The organism is Streptomyces sp. TRM68416 (assembly GCF_014596915.1).
Classification (GTDB): domain Bacteria; phylum Actinomycetota; class Actinomycetes; order Streptomycetales; family Streptomycetaceae; genus Streptomyces.
This window is the reverse complement of sequence record NZ_JACVWU010000003.1, coordinates 54,555-76,435: the sequence shown is the minus strand read 5'-3', so window position 1 is coordinate 76,435 and position 21,881 is coordinate 54,555. Positions and strand designations below refer to the sequence as shown.

The following is a 21,881-nucleotide window of genomic DNA, read 5'->3' as shown; positions in this document are numbered from 1 at the left end:
TCCTTGCGTCTGCCGTTGGTCTGTCGGGATCGTCACCGACCTTCCCGGACGAGGCACGGACCCGACCGCCCGGAGCCGATACAGCAGTGATCTGAGTCACACCATGTCACAGCGGTCGTGGCGCCGGTGTCTTCAGGTCGACCCCTTGAAGACGGAGGAGACACCATGGACCGCACCACCAATGTCCTCGTGATCGGCGGCGGGTACGCCGGAGTGATGGCCGCCAACCGCCTCACGCAGCGCGCCGACGTGACCGTGACCCTGGTCAACCCGCGCCCGGACTTCGTCGAGCGGATCCGTCTGCACCAGCTGGTGGGCGGGTCCGACGACGCGGTCGTCGAGTACCGGGACGTGCTGGGCCAGGGCGTCGGGATCGCCGTCGACACCGTGGCCCGGATCGACGCGGCCTCGCGCTCCGTGACCCTGGAGAGCGGCGCCACGATGGACTACGACTACCTGATCTACGCGGTGGGCAGCGGCAGCACCGATCTGAACGTGCCCGGCGCGGCCGCGTTCGCCCACCCGGTCGCCACCTTCGAGGAGGCGCGGCGGCTGCGGGCGGCCCTCGACGACGCGCCCGCGTCGGCCGCGGTGACGGTCGCCGGGGCGGGCCCGGCCGGCATCGAGACCGCGACCGAGCTGGCCGAGGAGGGCCGTACCGTGACCCTGGTCTGCGGCGGCGTCCTCGGCCCGTACCTGCACCCGCGGGGCCGGCGCTCGGTCGCCCGGCGGATGGCGCAGCTCGGGGTGACCGTGGTCGACGGCCCCGGCAGCAAGGTGACGGAGGTGACCGAGGACGCCGTACTGCTCGCGGACGGCCGTACGCTGCCGAGCGCGGTGACGGTCTGGACCGTCGGCTTCAGCGTGCCGGACCTGGCCGTGCGCAGCGGGCTGAGCACCGACTCGCTGGGACGCCTGCTCACGGACGAGACGCTGACCAGCGTGGACGACGAGCGCATCGTCGCGGCCGGCGACTCGGCCGCGCCGTCGGACCTGCCGCTGCGGATGAGCTGCCAGGCCGCGATCCCCATGGGCGCGCGGGCCGCCGACACCGTACTCAGCCGGATCGCGGGCGAGCGGCCCTCGACCCTCAACCAGGTGTTCGCCGGGCAGTGCATCAGCCTGGGCCGCGGCGCCGGCATCTTCCAGTTCGCCCACCGGTACGACGTAGCCGTGGGGTTCCACATCGGCGGCCGGACCGGCGCGAAGGTCAAGGAGTTCGTGTGCCAGGGCATCGTCAAGCACCTGGCCGGCGAGGCGGGCAAGCCCGGCTCGTACCGCCTGCACAAGGTCTCGGGAGGCTCCAAGCGACAGGAACTCCTGGCGGCCCGGCGCGACGAGACCACACCCAAGGCCGACCGAGCGGCGTAGAGGCTCCGTCGACGGACGGAGAGGGCCGGGCCCGTGAACGACCGAACGGGGAGGGCGAAGACATGACCGACCGAACGGGAAGGGCGGAGCCATGAACGACCACACGAGCAGGGCCGAGCGGATGAGCGACCACGCCGCCGACCCGGCGACCGAGAGCTTCGTCGCGCACCGCAACCTGCTCTTCACCGTCGCCTACGAGATGCTCGGCTCCGCGGCCGACGCCGAGGACGTACTGCAGGAGACCTGGCTGCGCTGGGTCGGCGTCGACCTGGAGCGGGTACGGGACCAGCGCGCCTACCTGGTCCGGATCACCACCCGCCAGTCGCTCAACCGCCTGCGGACGATGGCCCGCCGCAAGGAGGCGTACGTGGGTTCCTGGCTGCCCGAACCGCTGCTCACCACGCCCGACGTGGCGGAGGACGTCGAACTCGCGGAGAGCATGTCGATGGCCCTGATGCTCGTCATGGAGACCCTGACGCCGACCGAGCGCGCGGTCTTCGTGCTGCGCGAGGTCTTCGACGTCGGCTACGACGACATCGCGGCCGCGGTGGACAAGACGCCCGTGGCCGTCCGCCAGATCGCGCACCGCGCCCGCAAGCACGTCGACGCCCGCCGCCCCCGCCGGTCGGTCTCCCCGCGCACCACCCGCGCGGCCCTGGAGTCCTTCCGGCAGGCGATCGAGACCGGCGACCCCCAGGGCCTCCTCGACGTACTCGCCCCGGACGTCGTCCTGATCAGCGACGGCGGCGGCGTCAAGCAGGCCTCCCCCCGCCCGATCACCGGCGCCGACAAGGTGACCCGCTTCATGCTCGGCGGCCTCAGCAAACTCGACCGCCCCCTCTCCGTCTCCTTCACCCTGATCAACGGCAGCCCGGCCCTCCTGGTCCACCTCGACGACGAACTCGACGGCGTCCTGGCCCTCCACGTGACGGACTCCCGCATCACCGGCCTCTACTACGTCCGCAACCCCGAGAAACTGACACACGTGGCCTCGGACAAACCCCTCGGCCCCCGCTGAGCCGGCCTCCCGGGCGCCGACGCCGGGTCAGCGCATGCTCCCCACCGGCCTCCGGGAAGCGGCGGACCGCCTGCCGGGCGACCCTCCGCTCCTCAGCCACCTCGGCCGCACCCCCGGTCCCGGAGTCGAGCCCCAGACACTCTTCACCACTCACGCCGCACCACTCACGGCTTTAATTCTTGAATCCGTGATCAACGAGGGGAGCGCGCCCCAGAGAAGAGGCTGCGGGAGACCAGCGTCGGCCGCATCCCGCCGACCCATCCCCTCTCCACGCCGAGGACCACCTCGACCGATCCACGCACACCCCGCCTCCCCGCACCCCGCCTCACCGCACCACCCGACCCGCCCCCACGGCGACCTCGTCGACGGCTGACGAAGGGAACGAACGGCCGGCTTCAGTCCGCGCGGTGCTCGCTGCGGCGGGCGGCGCGCGCCCGGTTGCCGCAGCCGATCGAGCACCACGCCTGATCCCGTCTGCGCGCGAGGAAGAACATCCCGCAGCTCGGCGCGGGGCAGCGCCGCAACCGCACCTGCTCCGGCCCGGCAGCCAGCACGAGCGCCTGCCGCGCGACCGCCGCCGCCACCGGCCCGCCGGCCTCCTGCTCCGCGAGACGACCGGCGTCGTCGACCCGGAACGTCACCGGGGCGCGTGCGGCCAGCGCATTGAGTCGCACCCGCGCCGGCCCCGGCAGCGGCGTCTGCCGCGCCGCCGCGTCCAGCGCGGCCCTGACCGGGGCGCGCAGCTCCACCAGATCCTCCAGAGGGAGGTCGGCGAGCTCCCGGTCGCACACTTTCTCCCGCCAGGACACCAGGAGTTCGGGATCGACCAGCAGATCGACGTCGCCCCCCGCGTGACCGGCTCCGACGACGACGGTGTTGGCCACGTCCAGTACCGGCCGCTCACCGATCCACGGCATCTCGCGCAGGTTCTTGAGGGACATGCCACCAAACTACCGGACCCACGGATTCCCTGTGCCAAATCCGTGATAGCTTCCATTCACGGATTCAGAGATCCAAATCCGTGAGTCCACAAGCGAAGGGTTCCCATGAGCACGACAATCGAATACGTCCGCTTCGCCTGCGCCGACCCCGAGCAGCTGACCGCCCACCGCGCCAGGCTGATCGCCCTGCTGCGCGAGCGGTACGGGTCCGACTTCCTCGGCGCGCACCTCGCCCGGTACGAGGACGGCTCCCTGCTCGACCTCATCCTCTGGGCCTCCCCGGAAGCAGCCGCCCGCGCGGCGGCGGAGATGCCCGGAGACCCGGCCGCCGGGGAGTTCTTCAGCCTGATCGGAGAGGTCCACGAGATGCGGCACGCCGAGGTCCTGCACAGCACCCAGCCGTAGCCGAGCCGGTACCGGAGGCGCACTCGATGCACACAGGGCGAGCGCGCCTCCGGTACGGCCCCGAGGAGATGGGACAGCCGTGCCCACGGCCGACGAACTGATCAACGCACACACCACCGAGTTGCTGGCCTCCGTCATGGCGGCGGCGGGCGCCGCACCGGCGACCGCCCTCCGCGGCTGCGGAGCCCTGCTGGAGGGCCTGACTTTCAGCGGACGCGTCACCGCTGTGAAGGAAGCCGTCCTCGCCGACCTTCCGGATCCCTACCCCGCCTTCGCCGAGGTCGTCCACGCGGCCCTGTGCCGACCCGAGTTCACCGGCTGGATGACCTTCCCCGTCAACGCGGCCGTCGCCGAACGCGCCCTGGCGTCCGACGTGTTCGAACCGGCTCTCGATCTACTCGCCGCCCTCACTCCCCTGCTCACCGCGGAGATGGCGGTACGCCCCTTCTTCAGCGCCGATCCGTCACGTGCCCTGGAGCGGGCGGTGCGGTGGACCGGCCATGGCGATCCGCACGTCCGGCGCCTGGCCAGTGAGGGCACCCGCCCGCGCCTGCCGTGGGCGCCCCGGCTGACCGCGTTCGTCGCCGATCCCACCCCGGTCCTGCCCGTTCTGGACGCGCTGTACCGAGACTCGAGTGAATACGTCAGGCGGTCAGTGGCCAACCACCTCAACGACATCAGCCACGACCACCCCGGCCTGGCCGTCGCCACCGCCGCCCGCTGGCTCGCCGAGCCCGCACCGACCACACCGTCCCTGGTCCGGCATGGCCTGCGGACCCTCGTCAAGGCCGGCGACCATGACGCGCTGGGCCTCCTCGGCCACGACCCGGACGTCCGGGTCCGGGTCGTCGGCCCCGACGTCCGCACGCCCCACGTACACCTGGGTGAGGACCTGGTCTTCCACTACGAGGTCACCAACACCGGCGCCCGTCCCGCACGGCTCGTCATCGACTATGTCGTCCACTACCGGAAGGCGAACGGCAGCCTCTCCCCCAAGGTCTTCAAACTCACCAGTCGCGACCTCCTCCCGGGTGAACGCCGCGCGGGCGTCCGCCGCCACCCGCTCCGGCCGCTCAGCACACGCCGACACCACCCCGGCGTGCACCGCGTACAGCTCCAGATCAACGGCCGGCCCTACGACTCCCGCGCCTTCACCCTCCACATCCCACCGGAAGCCACCCTCGGGTGAACGCCCTCGAAGGGCTCCCGCGCGGCACGTCAGCGACGCCGTCCTCGGCCCCCGCCCCCGCCCCCGCCCCTGTCCGAGAGGATCGACGATGCATGCCATGTCCCCTGCGCTCCGGCGCGTGATTCTGATGATCGCGGCCATCGGCCTGGTCACCGGCTGTTCCCAGCGGTACAACGACGAGCGCGGCAAGGGCGACGCGCCGGTCCAGGGCCGCTCGGGGGACAACACCCCGGCCGAGGTCTTCAACATGCCCGACGGCTTCGGAAACGTCGCCACCAAATGCGTGGGAGCAGGCAAGCGTGCCTACGTGACCACCGGCTGGGTGCACCTGGACGACCCGCCCGTGGTCGTCCCCGCCAACACCGTCGTCGTCGACGATCCGACCTGTCGGTCTCCCAGACCTCCCCGCGCCCGGAAGCCCGCCGTGAGCCGTGCGCCGTAGCCCCGCCCACACCCACCCCGACCTGCTTGATCTCCGTGTCACCTCGGAGCTGCCGGGCAAGCAGATCAGGAGCCCTTTGTCGTCGGCTCCAGAATCGCCACGCACTCCACACGATGCGTCATCGGAAAGGTGTCGGCCGGAACGGGGCTCAGAAAACACCAGGTCAGAGCCGGTTTCCCGACTCAGCGGCCTTCGCACGGGCGCCCAGAGCGTCAAATGAGCGTCAGGGCTGGTGGAAACGACTCCTCACACGTACGCCGCCGGCTTCACAGGGGAAGGTCGTCGTCCGGGAGTACCCGGAACGCCTTGTGGCGGCCGAGCGGGCGCACCGCGCGGAAGTCGCGGCGGTCGAGCGTGAGCACCGCGTCGGTGTCGTAGTCGGCGGCGAGGGCCACGTTCACCGCGTCCGCCAGATCCAGATCGAGGTCCCGGTAGCGGGCACGCACGGACTGGGCGACCCCCAGGTGGTCCTCCGTGATCTCAGGGACGACGATGCGACCGCGTCGCATCCAAATCCGGATGTCGTCGACCGCGCTGAGCGCGGCTTCGCGACCGAGTTCCCGGGTGGCTACGTGATCGATCTCGGCGAGCAACAGAGGTGACATCACCAGCAGGCCGGCGGCCATGATCGCTTCACTGGACGCCTGATGCTCGGGGTGGGTGGAGTCGAGGGCCGCGAGGAGCCCGGAAGTGTCCGCAATGACGATGATCACGCGGCAGTACCGGCCTCGGTCTCACGGCATACGGCGTCGGCCACCGTGTCACGCACCTCGCTCTTGCTGAGGGTTCGACCAGCCCCCTCGAAGGTGCGGGAGAAGAGAGGCTCGTCCCAGACGCGGTTGGCCATGGCCGCGAGGTGGATGCCCTGCCGGATGATCTCGGCCTCACTGATGCCGCGCCGCTTGGCCGCCTCCTTGATGATGGCGAGGTCCTCGGGGTCGGCGTAGACATTGGTTCGCTTCATGGACATGTACCAAGACTAGCGTATGTACCAATCTGATGTATATGCCTGACGGGCGACGCCAGAGGGATCCTGCTGACCAGTCCACCGCCGGCTTGGAGGCCGCTGAGGTGTGACCGTGGGTGCGGCGAGCCGCGAAGCACTGCGACGGCATTCGCCGGCGACCTCGTACGACATGAACAACCCGCGCCAGCGCATGAGCCTGTACCGCACCGTCCTGCACGGGGGCCTGCCGCGGTACCTCATGCAGGATCTGCTCGTCCAGCGGTGGCCGGTTCTGCGCAAGCTCGTCGGTCGCACGGTACGCAGCGTATGGGAGGACACCTTTCCTCAGCCCCCGTCTCTCGCGCCCGAGCAGCCGCGTACCGGTCGCGCCGAAACTGCACGCGCTGCGCCTGGCGGACGGGATCCCGCCGAGCCCTGCTATCCGCTCGTCGTTACGCCAGTAGGCAAACCTCACGGGCGCCGACCGGGCCGACGGCCTCGCGGCTCTTGTGTCGAAGTGGCCGACGATCCGGGCCTTGGCCGAGCACGGCACCGAGCCGTCTCCTACACCAGCCGCCGTTGGCGGTGGGCCGGACCGACGTGTGGCACTCGTACGAGCGACCCATGCGGTTCGGCTGTGGACCGCCCGCTCTACGTTGGCCACCTTGCCAACCGTCGAGCGAAGTCGGAGCCATGAAGTACGCAGTGTCCGCGCCGCAGAACGCCTTGCTGCGCGAGATCGCATCGACTTCCGAGGCGATGCGGATCCCGCCGACACGTACGCAGACGACTTGGGCGCTGGAGCAGCGCGGGCTGATCAAGAGGACCTGGCATGGCAGCAGCCACGTCGCCGTGGTGACGGCGGACGGCCGCTACTACCTCAAGCACGGCGCGCACCCCCGACAGGTGCAGGCCGAGAAGGATCGGCTGGAGGGCGGCGCGGCGCAAGCCGCGCTGGCCCCGACCTGCGGAGCCGAGCTGATCTCCCGCCTGAAGTCCGCATCAGGAAAGATCACGGTCGCTGATCCCGCTCCTCGGACCCGGGGCCGCTGGCGGGCCGCCTACTACGACGCGCTTCATCACGGGCACGTACCCGAAGGCCACAAACTGCGGTGGAACGGTCGCCGGCGCGGCGACTGCGTCTTCACTCTGGCTGACGAGGCGGCCGAGAAGGCTGCTCAGCCTCCTCCGGTGCCGGCCATCGAGGTGCCAGAGGTTCTGGAGCGTCCGCATCCGTTGGTCCGCGCGACGCGCAAGGCGATGGGCCGCTCTCAAGGCACGGTCGATACACGGGGAACGGCCGAGTTCATCCCGCTACATGTGTCGCGTCCGCTCGCCGACCGCGCTCTACGGATCATGCACGCGTTCCTGACCGAAGCCGAAAGCCGCGGATACTCCGCCGAAGCCCAGACCGACCTGGAACGCGGTGAGGCTGTACACACACTGGCCGTCGTGATCCGGGGGCACGCCTTCCCTGTGGCCCTCACCGAGAGGACGACCAAAGTCCCGCATGAGCCGACCCTGAAGGAGCTCCGCCAGCAAGAACGCAATCCGTGGATCCGACTGCCCAAGTACGACGAGGAGTTCAACGGCCGCCTTGCCCTGGGTGCACCCGCCAAGAGCTGGTATTCCTACTCGTGCAGCGACGGAGCGCGATGGACGCTGGAGTCCCGACTGGGTCTGCTGCTGCAGGACCTCGAAGACCGCGCTGCGGAAGCCGCGCGCCGAGACCGGGAGCAGGAACTCCTCGAAACCGAACGGCGACGCCGGTGGTACGCGGCCGTCAAACAAGCCCGTGAGCGACAGATCGAGCAGCACCGGGCCGAGTTCCTCAGCGCACAGGTCGGAGCCTGGCAACGTGCCGCCGAGATCCGCGCCTTCTGCCAGGCCGCGCGCGCCAGAACCGAGAGCACCCTGGCACCGGCCGAGGAAACATCCTGGCTGGAGTGGACTGAGGCATATGCGGCACAACTCGATCCGCTGCAGCGCCAGTTGAACGCTCCGCCGGACCCACCGGCGACGCGGGAGACGCTCCGCGAAATGGCGAAGGTGGATGGCTACGCCTATCCGTGGCCGTTCGATGCCGACGGCCATTGGACCCTGCCACCTGACCCGCGGGCCGACGGGCCCTGTAACCCGCGCCCCCTTCGTCCACAAACGGCTTCACCCCGTCTGCGGGGAACGGGGCGAAGGATCGTTTATGCAGCGATGGTGAGCGGCACTTCCATACGCTCCCACGCGCCGAGCACGGCCTTGTGCGCGTCCGGCTGCAGGTGGGCGTAGCGCTGGGTGGTCTGGAAGCTCTCGTGGCCGAGGAGGTGCTGGACCTCGTAAAGGGAGACGCCTTTCTGCACGAGCCACGAGGCGCAGGTGTGCCGCATGGAGTGCGGCGGGTAGTGCGGGACGAGCTGCTGCTCGCCGTCATCGTCGAAGTAGTACGCGCCGCTGACGGCCGGCCACCAGGTCTGCCGTCGCCAGTTCCCGTCGTTGAGGAGACGGCCTGCCCGGCCCTTGGTGAGCGTGGTGAACACCACGGCATCCCGGTCGAGCCGGTGGATGTGACGCTCGAGCGTCTCCAGGACGTGGGGTGGCAGCGGTACCTCACGGCGGCTCTTGGAGCTCTTCGGGTACTCCTTGATACCGCTCTTGGTGTTGACCTCCACGACGAACAGGCGCGAGCGGCGCTGGTCGATGCGGTGGCGGTGAAGGCCGGAGAGCTCGCCCCACCGCAGTCCGGTGTAGAAGCCGAGAAGGCACATCGTCCGCCACACGGTGGGCAGTTCGTCCAGGATGCTCTGCGCCTGGTCGAGGGTGAACCACTGCGGTGGCTTGACCGCAATCTGGGGCAGGTCGATGCTGCGGCAGGGGCTCACCGCGATCACGTCGTCGTCGACGGCCGCGCGCATGATGGAGGACGTCAAGTTGTAGGACCGCTTGATGGCGGCGGCACCTACTCCCTTCTCGATCAGGGAGCGGATCCAGCTCCGCATGTCCATGCGGGTGATGGCGCGCATCTCCCAGTCGGCCCAGTGGGGCATGACGTGGTTCTTGATGCTCGACGCGTCTCCCCGCAGGGTGTGGGGTTCGACCACGCGGGCGTCCCACCATCGGTCGTGCCACTCGCGGAACGACGTTTCACCGGCACGCGGGTCACGCATGCCGCCGCGAGCGAACTGGGTCTCCATCTCCAGCCCCCAGGCTCGCGCCTGAGTTTTCAGGGGAAGCGATTCGCTGAATCGATCGCCGAGCCGGTTGCGCACCGTCGCTTGCCACTTGCGGGACTGTAAATCGTTCGGTGTAACTCCCAATCATGGAAGATGCATCGGTGACCAGTGAGAACGTAGCCGAGCACGAGGCTGTCGAGCCGGCAGCGGATGTGTCGGCGAAGGCCGTGGACGACCAGCTGATCGACGAATTGGTGAGCCAGGCCCAGGCTGAGGGCCTGCACGGGGAGGCGCTCCGTGTCCCCCATACTTCTGCCTTCATTTTCGACCCGGTCGCCGAGTTCGATTCGGATGCGCGTGCGTGGGAGTCCTCTGGGACTTCCGGCTTCATCAACCTGCACGATCATGAAACAACTGAAAGACCATTCGCGCAGGTCAGCGATCAAATCCCCCTCATCGTGGCAGGTCACCGCGTTAGCCGGTCTCTTCCGGGACATCTGACCGACAGCAGCCAGCAGCTCGGCGCTCTCAGCTTCGCCGCCTGTTGGCGTGCCATCGATGCTCAGCACATTGACGCGACCCGACCTGCCTGACACCTCATCAGAACGATCGTCAAATGAGCGTCACTTCAGCGTCAAGATATCGCCCGTAACGCCCACACCGCACATAATGCGCACGCTCAAAACCGCAGGTCACGACCCCTTTGCCGCAGGCTCCAAAATCGCCACGCACTCCACATGATGAGTCATCGGGCAGGTGTGTGGTTTGCGTCAATCCGGGAAACGTGCAGGTCAGAGGCGATTTCGAGGGCGAAATCCAGCCTTCCGGAGGCCCTCATGCGTCATACGTGCGTCACCACCACGGCGATGCGCCAGACGGGCGCGGCCCCGACCAGTGTCCTGCCCGCAGGCTACGCGGCGGAAGGCCGTGCTGGTGGGCCCGTGCGAGTTGCCGCTCTCTCGAATGTCCATGGAAGCGCCCTGGCTTGCAGCGCCAGATCAGCGGGGCACGGGGCAGTGACAGGAGCCGCGGGCGCAGGGAGAAGCAGTAGGCACCCGGCCACTGCAATGGTGGACCCACCACCGCCCCCCGGCTCGCCCTCGTTCGTTACGGAAGCCGACTCGCATGTCATGACCCACGCCAGTGCTCAGACGGCCATAATGGAGTCATGCCCGCCAGCCCACAACACCCCACACCCATGCAGAGCGTACTGTCGGGCGAGGTCGCTGAGGACCTCGCGCTGTACCGGGAGAAGTTCCGGCGTCGTCTGCCGGAGTCGCTGGACGAGTTGCACGGCCCGACCCACGGGGTCGTGGAACTGCCGCTGCACCTGGCCTGGTCCGGGATGACCTCATACGACCTGGGCAAGCCGCGCCAGCGCATGGGCCTGTACCGCACCGTCCTGCACGAGGGCCTGCGTGACGACCTGCCCCGCTACCTCAACCAGAACGTGCTTCTCCATCTGTGGCCGGTGCTGCGCACCCTCGTCGGTCGCACTGTGCGCACCGTATGGGAAGACGCCTTCCCCCAGCTCGCCTCCCGCACCCGGGCAGCCGCGTGACGGACATGCCGGAGCTGCACACGCGGCTTCTGGCGGATGTGATCGCGCTCGGCTCGCCGTATCCCCTGGTCCTCACCGGCGGCTATGCGGTGCGGGCGCACCGACTCGTAAACCGCCCGAGCCAGGACCTCGATGTCGCCACCGAGAACCCGGCGCCGATGGCCGACATCGCCGCCACGCTCCGCGTCGGCCTGGAAGCCCGTGGCTGGAAGGTGCACGCCCTGGAGACCGCCCCGCTGTCCGCCCGCTTCACCGTGACCGACCCGGCCACCGGACAGGAATGCGAGGTCGACATCCTCAAGGAGATCTTCTGGCGGCCAATCGCCCGGAGCCCGTACGGGCCCGTCCTCGCGGAGGAGGACGTGATCGGCACCAAGGTCCGCGCCCTCGCTGACCGCGGAGCACCCCGCGACCTGATCGACGTCTTCGCAGCCTCCCGCCGCTGGTCCAATGCCGAACTTGAGGAGTTCGGCCGCCGCCACGCCCGTGGCCGCTTCGAGCGCGAAGACCTCCAGGCGAACCTCACCGGCGCCGAATGGACCGACGATGAAGCCTTCGCCGCCTACGGACTCGACGATGCCACCATCGCCGCTCTGCGCACCTGGGCCGTGGAGTGGGCCGACGACCTCGCAGCCCGGCTCCTCGAAGAGCCCGGCGCCCCGGACATCGACTGAGCGGGCCGCACGTGCACGCCCTCCCTCAAGCACGGGGGCATGCGCCGCGCACCCAAGGCCACGCTCGCCGCACTCGCCGTCCCCCAGACTGAGCCCGGCAGGCTCATCCGCTATCCAGCCGTACATGGGCAACCCGACCAACCAAGATCGTCCCACATGCGTCCCACCTTCCGGCGCCAGCGGAAGGGCGGCGAGCGCGACAGGAGCAGCTCCGCGACCGAGCATTTCGAATCGGGACTCGCCAGACTCATCATCCCTCAGCAGGATGAAAAGGCTGTTCTGCTCACTGTCGTACTCAGCGTTCACGCCACCCCTAGGCCACTGATCCTCAATACGTGATGTCGGTCGGCGAGTGGCGCGGCCGTCGCCATCTGTCAACCCCCTCCGAACACAGGAACTCGGATAGCCCCATTCACGGTAGCGGCAAGTGATCAAGGACCTATCAAACCCAGGAGGGTCTGAGTTCTTGTCGCTTCGTCATCGAACCCGAGGTCCGTGTATATCTGTATGGCTTCTCTCAGCGGGTCAAAAGCGCTCAGGCGCTGACCAGACTCGATCAGAGCCATGGCCATGGCTACGCGGGCCTGCGCTTGGAGTGCCGGATTTTCGGCCCGTACGTATGCTGCTACTGCCTGTTGGTAGTAAGTGGTAGCCCGTTCAGGAGCGACAGACTTCGACAACTCGGCCCTGATCAGGAGGAGTGTGCCTTGCTGATCTGGTTCGTCGAGAGAGCTGATCGTCTCAAGCGCACGCTCGCAGGCGGTGAGGGCCTCATGGGTTCGGCCCTGCGCGTGGAGCGTCCAGGCCATCGTTCCCAGTGCCGTCGCCTCGTGCACGGCGTCACCGAGTTGTTGAAAGAGCGAGGCTGCCCCCTCCGCGGCTGCTGTGGCCTCGGCATGGTCCTCAAGATCTTGATGGACCAGGGAGATATTGTTCAGCAGTGTTGCCTGTTCCCTCAAGTCTCCAGCGTGCTGCTGGAGTGTCATCGCCGCGCGAAACTTCGGCAGAGCCTCAGCAGGACGCCCTACCTCACGCAGCGCCAGACCGTGGCTGTTGAGAACCCTCCCCAGCTCACTCTGATCGTCGAGATCGGTAAACAGTTCGGCCGCCCGTATAAAGGACACGAATGCATCCTCGTAGCGGTCTACTTCCGTGAGGGCGATCCCAAGGTTGTTGCTCGCCTTGGCCTCGCCCGACTTGTCTCCCGTGAGGCGGGCAGTTTCGACAGCGATGGTGGTAACGGCAATGAGGTCGTCGAAGTATCTACGCCGGGTCAGGTAGGCGTAGAGGCGTATCGGAAACCCAATGGCAATGTGCTGGTGCCCGGTGACACTGGCGGCGGTTACGGCGGCCGTCAGGTTGGAGCGTTCGGCGTCCAGCCAGGCTAGAGCTTCATCCCTGGTAGCGAAGGTCCCGGTCGGAAGCGGCCCGCGCGGGCCGCTCAAATGGTCGTCAGCAGCGCCCGCGGTGGCGAAGTAGTACTCCAGCAGCCGTGTTTGAGCCTTACGGTACGACTCTGCAGGGCGCTCACCATGGCCCTGGCCTGGCTCAGCGCCCGCCGCCGTCACAGCGGCGGCCTGTTCGCCGGCGTAGTCGCGCACGAGGTCGTGCATGGTCCACCGGCCGCCGCTCCGCTCGACCAAGTGGGCCCGGACCAGTTCGCGAAGGGTGGTGCCCACAACCCCAGGGGGCTGACCAGCGAGCGCCGCCACGCCCGCAAGCGAGATATCGGGTCCGGGACTGAAGGCCAGGAGGCGCAACAAGTCGGCCTGCTCGTCCGTGAGGTGCCGATAGGAGAGATCGAAGGAGGCGCGCACGGCGCGGTCGCCATCATCCAGATAGTCCAGGCTGGAACGAGCCTGGGCGAGTGCGGAGGCCACTTCGGCGACACTCTGCTCGGGCTCCAGCACCAGGAGGGCAGCAACGATATGCAGGGCCAACGGCAGATAACCACACAGCCGCGCTACCTCCGCAGCACTCTCGCCGGCCTCGGCAACACGTCGGTCCGCAGGGTCGGCGGTGCGCAGAGCCTGCCGCAAGAGTTCTAATGCGGCTTCAGCATTGAGAATCTTCAAGTCGATCAGACGGGCTCCCAGTGTGGGCAGGGTGTGACGGGAGGTCACCAAGACACGGTGGCGGCGAACACCTGGCAGGAGTGGGAGGACCTGATCCTGGTGGGAGGCGTTATCCAGGACCAGGAGGAGAGGTTCACTCTGTTCGGCAAGAAGCGAGCGGTAGAGGGAACACTTCGCATCGGTGGTCGCGGGCAGGTCCGTGTCGCGCATGCCGAGGACTTCGAGGAGGGTAAGGACCGCTTGGTCGGTGGTGACCGGGTTGTCGTCGTAGCCGCGCAGATCGATGAAGAGCGTGCCGCCGGGAAACCAGCCGTTCTGAGCCGCCCGGTGAGCGACATGCAAGGCGAGCGAGGTTTTACCTATCCCTCCCAAACCAGACACGGCGCAGATCAGCGCGGGCAGCTCCGCGTCGGAAGCCGGATCAATCAGGGGAAGCAGCCGACTCAGGTCATCTTCCCGGCCCGTGAACACGAGCGGTGCTGCTGGCATAGGCGCGACGGCAGTCCGAACTGGACCAGGGTGATAGTGGTGCTCTACCTTGCCGGTGACTGAGTCGTGGAACACGCTATCCGACAGGTCAAAGTGGTCACCCTCGTACGTATTCGTCATCGAACACCCCCGTTCCACCGGCACCATATTAGGGACTCTGAACCGCTCCGGGATCGGTGGAGGCTCCGGACTGCCCACCGGACGTGGCCACCGGAACCGGACGCGGTCGGGGGCCAGTCGCGGACTCGCTTGGCGAACCGCCCGCTGTCGCGCCGTCACCGCCCCCTGGCAGCAGCCATCCCAGCATCGCCAATACGAGCCCTCCGATCGCGAAGGCCGCCATGGCCGTCAACGGGACCCGGCGTCAGCGCGGTGGCGCTAGTGCTGGCCAGCCGCTCCGCTGGTACGGCGCGAGCTTTGCCAGCGCGTAGGTGACACCACACCGCCGGACGATTCTCCAGCAGGTCCGGCCGTAGCGCCCAGGGGCCGGACTGTCGTATGGGCTCGGCCAGCCCAGGCTCCAGCCGTCGACGTCGATCTCGCCGAGTCAGGAGCTCTTTCCAACGGGTTCCAGGATCGCGACGCACTCCACGTGGGAGATCATCGGAATCACGTCAGGACCGGAGAACGAGAGAGGATCTGCAGGTCAGGCACCCATTTTTCGGCTCGCTGAACGGGCCTTCAGGGGTCCGAGCGTCACGGCCGCCCAGCTCGGACTTCGCAAGGCGGGCGACTGCTTAGACCGGGCCAAGCCGAGAGCGCTGCTGACATCGAACTCGACCGTGCGCTCCCACGTCAGTACTACCGACGCTCCCACGGCTACCGCCTTCGGACGGTCGAGGAGTGAGGAACCCAGCGCTCCTCGTGCCCTGCGGTAGGCAACACGCCTTGGCTGCCGCGCGCAAGCTGGCCACTGCCAAGACAAACACGCGACAGCTGCGGAGGGTGTGGGCGTCATGCACGAGCCATTGGGACTTCCGTCGGAGGTACAGCGGCTGCAAGGGCATGCCGAGCGTGCCCTTGTCGAGGTGCAGCGGGCGGATACGAAAGCCACGGCGTTGTGCGGGATAGCCGGTGGTTTGCTGGCCGCAGGGGTTGCCGTGCTGTCGAGTGCAGATGGCATGCCCTTGCTTGCGGTGAGCTCCCTAGTACTGATGTGCCTGTTACTGATAGCCGCGACAGGGGCAGCGTTGCTCACCCTGCGACCCGTAGTCCCGAGGACGGGACTATGCGCCGAGTTGATGACCGAGGCGGCCGTACACCACCAGGTCGGTGTGAGTCCGGCCGCGCGTGGGGAGCTTGAACGGCATCTCGAAGCCCGCCGGCTACAGGTGCTCGCCTGGCTGGCAGACAGGAAGCTGCGATCAGCTCGCCGGGCCGTGGACTTTGCCCTAGCAGCTCTCTTGATGGCTGGAATATATCTATTGAGCAACATTCTGGTTAGTTGAGACGATCACCTAAGTATGTCGGGGCCGCACAGCAGGGGGACGTGTGTATCAGCCGCATGCCACGGTGATCGGCGACAAGTTATGGGCACAGCTGAAAGCGCTCGCACCGCAGCGCGTCAGGCCCGCTCGGAGTGTGCTACTCCGCCAGGGGGATCCAGCAACACACGTGATCGTGCTGGAATCCGGGTCAACGCTGATCACTCTTGCCGGGGACTGCGGGGGAAGAACACTCCTTGCCGTGCGCGGTGCCGGCGAGTTACTCGGAGAGCTGGCCGTGTTGGACTCCCAGCCACGCACCGCCACAGTCATCGCCGCGGAGACCTGCCAGATCCGCATCATCTCTGCCGCCGTCTTCCTCACGTTCGTCGAGGAACATAATCTGCTCGCCCCTCTGCTGCGCCATGCCATCGCCAGAGTCAGGGAATCGGAAGCCGTCCGGCTCGAACTGGCCACCGCTTCTGTGCCATTGCGCTTGGCATCGGCCCTGTCCCGGCTGGTCGAAGCTGCATCCAATTCAGCATCGGATCTCGCCGTGCGGCTGACGCAGACAGAGCTGTCGCAGATGATCGGCGCGTCCCGCAATGCGGTGGTCAACGCCCTCAAGCCCTGGCGCGAGCAGGACTGGGTCCGCACCACCTCCGGTGGCGGGCTCCTCGTTCGCGACATCCATTCGATCCAGTCGCACGCGCGTACGCAGGCGTGACGGGCCGCACTTGAGTCGTGCCCACTGATGGGCAGCGGTGGGCGTCCCATCGGATCAGCATGGGCACTTCCCTGACCGCCTGTGCTGAAAGGACGGTGTTCGATGGATGCGCCGGTTCACGCAGAGCCCCTGGATGTGCCCGCTGAACTCGCTCTCGTGGCCATCGACATGGAGAAGTACAGCCAGATCGCCGAGGCGAAGATGGCTGCCGCCCGGTGCGACGTGGACGACATCGTGGCGACCGTGCTCGCCGAATGCGAGCTGCCCGATCCACAGGAACTGCACGACGGGTACAAGGACAGCGGCGATGGGGCGATCCTGCTGTTCCCGCCCTCAGCGCTGGCGCGGCTCGTGGACCCGCTGCTGGGCCGGCTCAATGCGGCGTTGGTGCGCTACGAGCGGCAGAGGCTGGCCAGTAGTCCGCTCCTGCGACTACGCGCCAGCGTGCACGTCGGCCCTCTGTCCCTCCCCGACCACCGCGGTAGTGCCATCAACGAGACGGCTCGGCTACTCGACTGCCAGGCAACCCGCCAGGCACTGACCGCTGCGAAGGACTGCGGTGCCTTTCTCGCAGCCGCCGTCTCCGAGGTCGTCTACCAGCGGACCGTGCACGCGGGACGCACGCCGGATCTCGGCCCGTACCACTTCCTCAATGCGGTGGCCCGCGTCAGCGACAAGCCCGACTTCGCGCAGCCCTGCCGGGTCCACGTGCCGGGCTTGACCGGAGCTGCCGTACGCCCCTACCTCGTCGATGCCGCATCGTCGGCCAATGGTCCCGCCTCCACCCCACAACCGAACGATGCGCCGGCGACACCCGCTGCCAACAGCGGCGGCACGTTCCAGTTCCACGCTCAGGTCAGCGACGCGACGATCGCCGACCACATCGGAACCGTGCGGATCGACCGTCGCCAGCGGTGAGCACCCAACCACCTCACCTTCCGCTCCCCACACTCACCCCGGAGCTCCCGTATGCCTGACTCCCCGCTCGACCCCAACCACTCCGAGACCACCGCGGCGACCAGCGAACCCGGCGAAAAGCAGTACAACGGCTCCGGCAGCTGGCTGCAGCGTCGCTGGCGTCCGGGCGCCGTCCCCCCCGATCACCCGGACGCGAACCTCGCCAGCCCATCCCCGTCCCCCGCTCCCCTGTCGACGAATGGTGCTCAGCCCGCGCCTCAGCTGCACGAAACCGCTGGTGCAGCAACACACCTCCATGGGGACGTCGACGTCGTCGCCAACGTCATCGAAGAACTGATCTTGGAGACCCGAAAGCGGGATTTGCTTGAAGGCGTCGACTTCAGTCGCGAGAGGCTGCTCGATCAGCCGTTCGTTCGGAGTCCACATTGGGACACGGTCTGGGAGCAGATACTCAACCCCGTCACCGGTCGTCCTCGCCAGCCCGTGATCGTCATTGTCGCGCCCCGTTCATGCGGCTCCACCACCTTCGCTCTGCGATTGTTGGCCGAGCACACTGCTGATGACACCACCGTGGTCCAGTTGGACGCGGATTGGGATACCCCCCGTCAGGGGCGTCTGCCGCTGGAGAAGGCGCATGCGTACCAACTCGATCTCAAGCACCCGGAAAACGACCAGGTATCCGCCGACTTCCTGAACGCCCTATCGAAACACGCCTCCCACCTCCGCGATTGCCGTTCCTATCTCGCGCTGACCGTCGCGCAGGACCTGTGGAAGGATCACCGTCTCAGCGATCGCGACGGCATCCAGGTCGTTCACCTGCGCGAGGCGCCCAATGCGCAGCGTGTGGTTGAGGCACATCTGTCCGCCTACGGCTACGACCAGCTGATCACGTCGCTGCGATCCATCCCCCAGGTCACCACGTCCTTGCGCGGACTGACAGCAGTGGCCGCCGTACGGGCCGCTCATACCGTCGTGATGGCATGGAAGGAACACACCCACACCAACTCCCAGCAGTCGCTCGTACAGTCCGACGGCGAGGGCGAAACCCAGGTCACCCTGGAAGACCGCATCATCGCGGCGCTGACTGATTGGCGCGGTGAACTCGACGGCCGGTTCGGTGAGACGAACAGCCTGCACACCCATGACAACCCTTCGCTCACGGTGGAGGACCGTTGTCTGCTGCTGGCCCTGGCCGTGCAGCAGTCCGCGCCCATGCCTGTCGTCGCGCGCAGTGCAGCCGCTCTGCTGGCAGCCATCGGGGACACCGCCGACGCTCCCGGCGCAGCACCGGTAATCTCACCGACCCTCAGTGCCCTGGCCGGGCGGGGGATGCGCCGGCGCATCCAGGATGTCGGGGGCCGAGTCGGCATGCAGGACACAGTGGTCTTCGACCGGCCCGCTTACGGACGCGCAGTGCTGGAGTACGTCTGGGACAACTACGACGTCATGCGCAAACCCTTGCTGACCTGGCTCGTCGCGACAGCCCAGAACGCCGATCCGGAAGACCATGCAGTGGCCGCGCTGGCCGGACTTACCGTGCGGCACGGAACGGTGGACTACCTCACCGCGCTGGGCGAACTCGTCGGCCGCAGTCAGCCAGAGGTGCTCGGTGCGGTTCTGGAAAGCGCCGTTCGCGATGAACACGTTGGCCGTCTGGCGTGGGAAGCGCTCTACGGGTGGGCGGAACAGAAGAGTTACGCACCCGCCGTGATTGCACTGTGCCGACGCGTCCTGGAGGACTCCTCCGTCCCCGCGTCTTTGGCCAAGCGGGCAGTGGTGCGGCTGCGCCGCGTCGCGCACAAGAACACCGACACCGCAGTAGTCAGCCAAGTCCTGGCTGCCTTCGACGATCTGGTCCAACACCCTTCCGTCGCCGAGCGACTTGCCGGTGAGGTCCACGGCTGGCAGCAGGGCAAGGTCTCCGCACGCAGCGGCTCACTGGCCTTCCTCGCGCTGATGACCGTCCATCATGACAGCGCACCGTGGCTCGTATGCGCGCCTCCCACGGAAATCGACGTACAGCGAGCCGTCCACGACCTGCTTTCCTCTGCGGACACCGCTGCCCAGGTCATATCGCGTCTGACGGACTGGATCCGCTCCTGCGCCGGTGACCCCAGCGCCTACACACAGCTGCGCGAACAACTTCTGCCGGCCCTACGCGGCCACAACATGTTCGAGGCCGGCATGAAGCTCATGAACGAGCTGCGTGGCATCTCCACGGCTGAGGGCGTCAGCGTGGCTGACGACTTCTACAACCATCTCGTCGACGGCCGTCTGCACACGGTCTTCCCGCTCGAAGAGAACATCTCATGAGGTGGCCGTGGCACCGCGCCGTCCGTATGAGTACGTCCGCCCAGCCACGGTTCCTGCCGAGTGCCACTGACGGCATCGCGTTCGAGGCCGTGTACACGATCACCTGGCGACCACTCTGGCGTGTGCCTCCCAACGTGGAGGAGGCAGTACGCACCGCAGTGCATGCCACGGCCGCCGAGACAGCAGCGCGTCTGGGAGCCTCGGACGTGCCCGCCGCGCAGGACGCCATCAACGCCGCCCTCGGCCAGTTGCCTCGCCGTGCCGCGAACTACTGCCTGCTGAACGTCTACACGGCTCTCAGTCTGCCCAGCGCGGCACAGGAGCTACTGGCACAGCAGGCCGCGGACAAGCAACGAATCAACCGCCTGCGCTTCCTGAAGGACCACCTCTACGATCACCCGGACCTCGTCGTCCTGGACCAACTTGAACACCACCCCCCAGGCGCCCTGGGCGACGATCACGTTGCCGAACTCCAGCGCCTTGCTCGCCTGATCTGCTCCTGCGACCGCTGGTGGTTCCCACTCCTGCAGCAATGGGAGCAGGTCGGCCAAGGGTTCACGGACATCGAGCGGCGACAGCAAGCCATGCTCGTCCTGTCTGACTCTCTCAAGGCTCTCAACGGCGGCAGTCTCCCCGACAGCATCCCGACAGCGGACATGTCCGTGTCTGGCGAAGCATCCGGAAGGGCGCACCCATGAAGCTCGCCCTGTGGCGAATACTGTTGGCCCCCCTGACGAGCCTCAGAGCCCTGTTCATGCAACGGCGTAGCGCGACCCCCCTGTCCTACGACGTTGCCTGGCGCCAGGCCCGCCTGGACCGTTGTCCCGACGAAATGGTCTATCGACTCCACGGCCACCAAGCCACCACACCCGACCAGGTATCCAGGGCTGATTCGCCCTTGGCCCCGCCCAGAATGGACGAGCAGACCGACCGGCGCCCCTGACCGAGCGTTCCGCAAGCACACAGACACCTTCGCCCTGTCCATGAGGACAGGGCGAAATGACGCTCATGCGGCAATGGTCAGTGGAGAGTCCATACGCTCCAGGCATCGAGGACAGCCTTATGCGCGTCCGGCTGCAGGTGGGCATAACGCTGGGTGGTCTGGAAACTCTCGTGGCCTCGCGGCACGTCCCGACCGGTACGCCACCCCGCCGACCTTGCCAACGCGCTGCCGCGTCAGGCAGTCGACGACTGCCCCGTACGCGCCTTCATCGACGCGAGCGCCACGGAAGGCGTTCCGAGCTTCCTTGATCTTCTGCAGAAGGGGGCGCTCGACGGCAGCAATTGACATGGGGCAGCCTACGGCGACGCCCCAATCGGGCCGCATGGCCGCTGCAGCGTGGACGGCTGCCGTGGCGGGACGGCTCCATGTGCCCCGACTTCGGAAGCCCCTCCTTCAGGCGGGTGGCGTCTGTCTGTCTCCCAGCGGGTCCGCGGTCCTCGTGATCCTTGTCGTGCGGATCGGCTTGAGCGGGCGCACGCTGAAATCATGAACGACAATGACGCCTCAGGCCGGTCATGGGGCCCGTCGCAGCAGCCTCCGGAGTGGGGACAGCCGCCGCCCGCCCCGCGCCGATCGAGATCGGTAAAAAGAGTCCTAACCCACACGGCAGCCGTGGTCCTCGGCCTCGTCATCGGGTTAGTCATCGGCTCAGCCGGCGCGGGCGACTCCGACAGCACAAGCAGCACACCAACGGCGACGGTCACGGCCACGACGACGGCGACCGAAACCGAGACCGAAGCAGCCCCGCCCACGAAGGAGACCCCTGCTCCCACCCCGACCCCGACGAAGAAGGCCCCGGGCGGTGAGATCCCAGGCGACGGGACGTACATCGTCGGCGAGGACTTCAAGCCCGGCACCTACCGAACCGACGGCCCCAAAGACTCGGCCATTCCGGACTGCTACTGGGCACGGATGAGCGGCACGTCCGGCGAGCTCGACGAGATCATCGCCAACGGGAACACGGCGGGCCCCACCACCGTGACGATCTCCGCCAGCGACGAGGCGTTCCAGACCACCGGGTGCAAGACCTGGAAACGAACCGGCTGACGGCATCCGCACCGCGCCCGAGCGACCAACCCCTCTCACCGCCGCCGTCCCCGGCACCGTGCTGCCGCAGAGCACACGACGTCCGGCTCCGGCCGGCCGCACCCTGGGGTGACCCATGAACAGTGACTATCCTCCCCCACCGACCGATCCACCCCGGCCGTTGCCGCACCCGTC

The 21,881-nt window shown here is 67.7% G+C and carries 19 protein-coding genes; 14 read left to right on the top strand and 5 right to left on the bottom strand.

Features of this window, described 5'->3' with window-relative positions; genetic code table 11:
* Window positions 1–165 precede the first annotated feature (165 nt).
* Entirely contained in the window at window positions 166–1,371 is a 1,206-nt protein-coding gene (locus ICC28_RS05830) for an NAD(P)/FAD-dependent oxidoreductase (protein ID WP_188287318.1), read from the top strand.
* A gap of 121 nt (window positions 1,372–1,492) precedes the next feature.
* The gene (locus tag ICC28_RS05825) at window positions 1,493–2,389 is read left to right on the top strand and encodes an RNA polymerase sigma-70 factor (protein ID WP_188287632.1); all 897 of its coding nucleotides are present in this window, start codon (window positions 1,493–1,495) and stop codon (window positions 2,387–2,389) included.
* Between the two features lie 395 nt (window positions 2,390–2,784).
* Here ICC28_RS05825 and ICC28_RS05820 read toward each other — a convergent pair whose 3' ends face one another.
* Complete coding sequence (locus ICC28_RS05820; RefSeq protein WP_188287317.1) at window positions 2,785–3,330, bottom strand: ABATE domain-containing protein; 546 nt, start codon at window positions 3,328–3,330, stop codon at window positions 2,785–2,787.
* 105 nt (window positions 3,331–3,435) lie between these two features.
* Between ICC28_RS05820 and ICC28_RS05815 the strand changes: the two genes are divergently transcribed.
* From ICC28_RS05815 to ICC28_RS05805, 3 genes are all read left to right on the top strand, one after another.
* The gene (locus tag ICC28_RS05815) at window positions 3,436–3,735 is read left to right on the top strand and encodes a hypothetical protein (protein ID WP_188287316.1); all 300 of its coding nucleotides are present in this window, start codon (window positions 3,436–3,438) and stop codon (window positions 3,733–3,735) included.
* A gap of 79 nt (window positions 3,736–3,814) precedes the next feature.
* Entirely contained in the window at window positions 3,815–4,924 is a 1,110-nt protein-coding gene (locus tag ICC28_RS05810) for a DNA alkylation repair protein (RefSeq protein ID WP_188287315.1), read from the top strand.
* A 97-nt stretch (window positions 4,925–5,021) separates the two neighbouring features.
* Window positions 5,022–5,366, top strand: a complete 345-nt coding sequence (locus ICC28_RS05805) for a hypothetical protein (RefSeq protein WP_223188441.1) — start codon at window positions 5,022–5,024, stop codon at window positions 5,364–5,366.
* A gap of 266 nt (window positions 5,367–5,632) precedes the next feature.
* On the opposite strand, the gene ICC28_RS05800 is transcribed toward ICC28_RS05805, so the two are convergent.
* Window positions 5,633–6,079, bottom strand: a complete 447-nt coding sequence (locus tag ICC28_RS05800) for a PIN domain-containing protein (protein ID WP_188287314.1) — start codon at window positions 6,077–6,079, stop codon at window positions 5,633–5,635.
* Window positions 6,076–6,336, bottom strand: a complete 261-nt coding sequence (locus ICC28_RS05795; RefSeq protein ID WP_188287313.1) for a CopG family transcriptional regulator — start codon at window positions 6,334–6,336, stop codon at window positions 6,076–6,078. The genes ICC28_RS05800 and ICC28_RS05795 overlap by 4 nt, the downstream gene beginning before the upstream one ends.
* 669 nt (window positions 6,337–7,005) lie before the next feature.
* On the opposite strand from ICC28_RS05795, the gene ICC28_RS05790 reads away from it, so the two are divergent.
* The gene (locus tag ICC28_RS05790) at window positions 7,006–8,595 is read left to right on the top strand and encodes a hypothetical protein (protein ID WP_188287312.1); all 1,590 of its coding nucleotides are present in this window, start codon (window positions 7,006–7,008) and stop codon (window positions 8,593–8,595) included.
* Here ICC28_RS05790 and ICC28_RS05785 read toward each other — a convergent pair.
* Window positions 8,511–9,470, bottom strand: coding sequence for a tyrosine-type recombinase/integrase (locus ICC28_RS05785; RefSeq protein WP_223188440.1), 960 nt, complete (start codon window positions 9,468–9,470; stop codon window positions 8,511–8,513). The two genes, ICC28_RS05790 and ICC28_RS05785, sit on opposite strands and share 85 nt — an antisense overlap.
* 167 nt (window positions 9,471–9,637) lie before the next feature.
* Here ICC28_RS05785 and ICC28_RS40320 point away from each other — a divergent pair, with 167 nt between their 5' ends.
* From ICC28_RS40320 to ICC28_RS05770, 3 genes are all read left to right on the top strand, one after another.
* Entirely contained in the window at window positions 9,638–10,069 is a 432-nt protein-coding gene (locus ICC28_RS40320; RefSeq protein ID WP_223188439.1) for a hypothetical protein, read from the top strand.
* A 575-nt stretch (window positions 10,070–10,644) separates the two neighbouring features.
* Window positions 10,645–11,037 carry a hypothetical protein gene (locus ICC28_RS05775; protein WP_188287310.1) on the top strand — a complete coding sequence of 131 codons (393 nt, stop codon included), beginning with the start codon at window positions 10,645–10,647 and terminating at the stop codon, window positions 11,035–11,037.
* A 5-nt stretch (window positions 11,038–11,042) separates the two neighbouring features.
* Window positions 11,043–11,711, top strand: a complete 669-nt coding sequence (locus tag ICC28_RS05770) for a nucleotidyl transferase AbiEii/AbiGii toxin family protein (protein WP_188287309.1) — start codon at window positions 11,043–11,045, stop codon at window positions 11,709–11,711.
* Between the two features lie 431 nt (window positions 11,712–12,142).
* Here the strand turns inward: ICC28_RS05770 and ICC28_RS05765 are convergent, their stop codons facing one another.
* On the bottom strand, window positions 12,143–14,395 hold the full coding sequence (locus ICC28_RS05765) for an ATP-binding protein (protein WP_188287308.1): 2,253 nt from the start codon (window positions 14,393–14,395) through the stop codon (window positions 12,143–12,145).
* 1,371 nt (window positions 14,396–15,766) lie between these two features.
* Between ICC28_RS05765 and ICC28_RS05760 the strand changes: the two genes are divergently transcribed.
* From ICC28_RS05760 to ICC28_RS05740, 5 genes are all read left to right on the top strand, one after another.
* On the top strand, window positions 15,767–16,426 hold the full coding sequence (locus tag ICC28_RS05760) for a Crp/Fnr family transcriptional regulator (RefSeq protein WP_188287307.1): 660 nt from the start codon (window positions 15,767–15,769) through the stop codon (window positions 16,424–16,426).
* Between the two features lie 156 nt (window positions 16,427–16,582).
* Window positions 16,583–17,344, top strand: a complete 762-nt coding sequence (locus ICC28_RS05755; RefSeq protein ID WP_317453962.1) for a hypothetical protein — start codon at window positions 16,583–16,585, stop codon at window positions 17,342–17,344.
* A 51-nt stretch (window positions 17,345–17,395) separates the two neighbouring features.
* Window positions 17,396–19,657: a hypothetical protein gene (locus ICC28_RS05750; protein ID WP_223188437.1), complete on the top strand. Its 2,262-nt coding sequence runs from the start codon at window positions 17,396–17,398 to the stop codon at window positions 19,655–19,657.
* A 26-nt stretch (window positions 19,658–19,683) separates the two neighbouring features.
* Window positions 19,684–20,355 (top strand): hypothetical protein, encoded by a 672-nt coding sequence (locus ICC28_RS05745; protein ID WP_223188436.1) that lies wholly within the window; start codon window positions 19,684–19,686, stop codon window positions 20,353–20,355.
* Window positions 20,356–21,272: 917 nt separating this feature from the next.
* Window positions 21,273–21,707, top strand: coding sequence for a hypothetical protein (locus ICC28_RS05740; protein WP_223188435.1), 435 nt, complete (start codon window positions 21,273–21,275; stop codon window positions 21,705–21,707).
* The last annotated feature ends 174 nt before the right edge of the window (window positions 21,708–21,881 follow it).

Excerpts from the sequence above, each read along its gene's own strand:
- ICC28_RS05830 (WP_188287318.1), top strand. The coding sequence starts at position 166 with ATGGACCGCACCACCAATGTCCTCGTGATCGGCGGCGGGTACGCCGGA.
- ICC28_RS05825 (WP_188287632.1), top strand. The coding sequence starts at position 1,493 with ATGAGCGACCACGCCGCCGACCCGGCGACCGAGAGCTTCGTCGCGCAC.
- ICC28_RS05820 (WP_188287317.1), bottom strand. The coding sequence starts at position 3,330 with ATGTCCCTCAAGAACCTGCGCGAGATGCCGTGGATCGGTGAGCGGCCG.
- ICC28_RS05815 (WP_188287316.1), top strand. The coding sequence starts at position 3,436 with ATGAGCACGACAATCGAATACGTCCGCTTCGCCTGCGCCGACCCCGAG.
- ICC28_RS05805 (WP_223188441.1), top strand. The coding sequence starts at position 5,022 with ATGTCCCCTGCGCTCCGGCGCGTGATTCTGATGATCGCGGCCATCGGC.
- ICC28_RS05795 (WP_188287313.1), bottom strand. The coding sequence starts at position 6,336 with ATGTCCATGAAGCGAACCAATGTCTACGCCGACCCCGAGGACCTCGCC.
- ICC28_RS05790 (WP_188287312.1), top strand. The coding sequence starts at position 7,006 with ATGAAGTACGCAGTGTCCGCGCCGCAGAACGCCTTGCTGCGCGAGATC.
- ICC28_RS05785 (WP_223188440.1), bottom strand. The coding sequence starts at position 9,470 with ATGCGTGACCCGCGTGCCGGTGAAACGTCGTTCCGCGAGTGGCACGAC.
- ICC28_RS05775 (WP_188287310.1), top strand. The coding sequence starts at position 10,645 with ATGCCCGCCAGCCCACAACACCCCACACCCATGCAGAGCGTACTGTCG.
- ICC28_RS05770 (WP_188287309.1), top strand. The coding sequence starts at position 11,043 with ATGCCGGAGCTGCACACGCGGCTTCTGGCGGATGTGATCGCGCTCGGC.
- ICC28_RS05765 (WP_188287308.1), bottom strand. The coding sequence starts at position 14,395 with ATGACGAATACGTACGAGGGTGACCACTTTGACCTGTCGGATAGCGTG.
- ICC28_RS05750 (WP_223188437.1), top strand. The coding sequence starts at position 17,396 with ATGCCTGACTCCCCGCTCGACCCCAACCACTCCGAGACCACCGCGGCG.
- ICC28_RS05745 (WP_223188436.1), top strand. The coding sequence starts at position 19,684 with ATGAGTACGTCCGCCCAGCCACGGTTCCTGCCGAGTGCCACTGACGGC.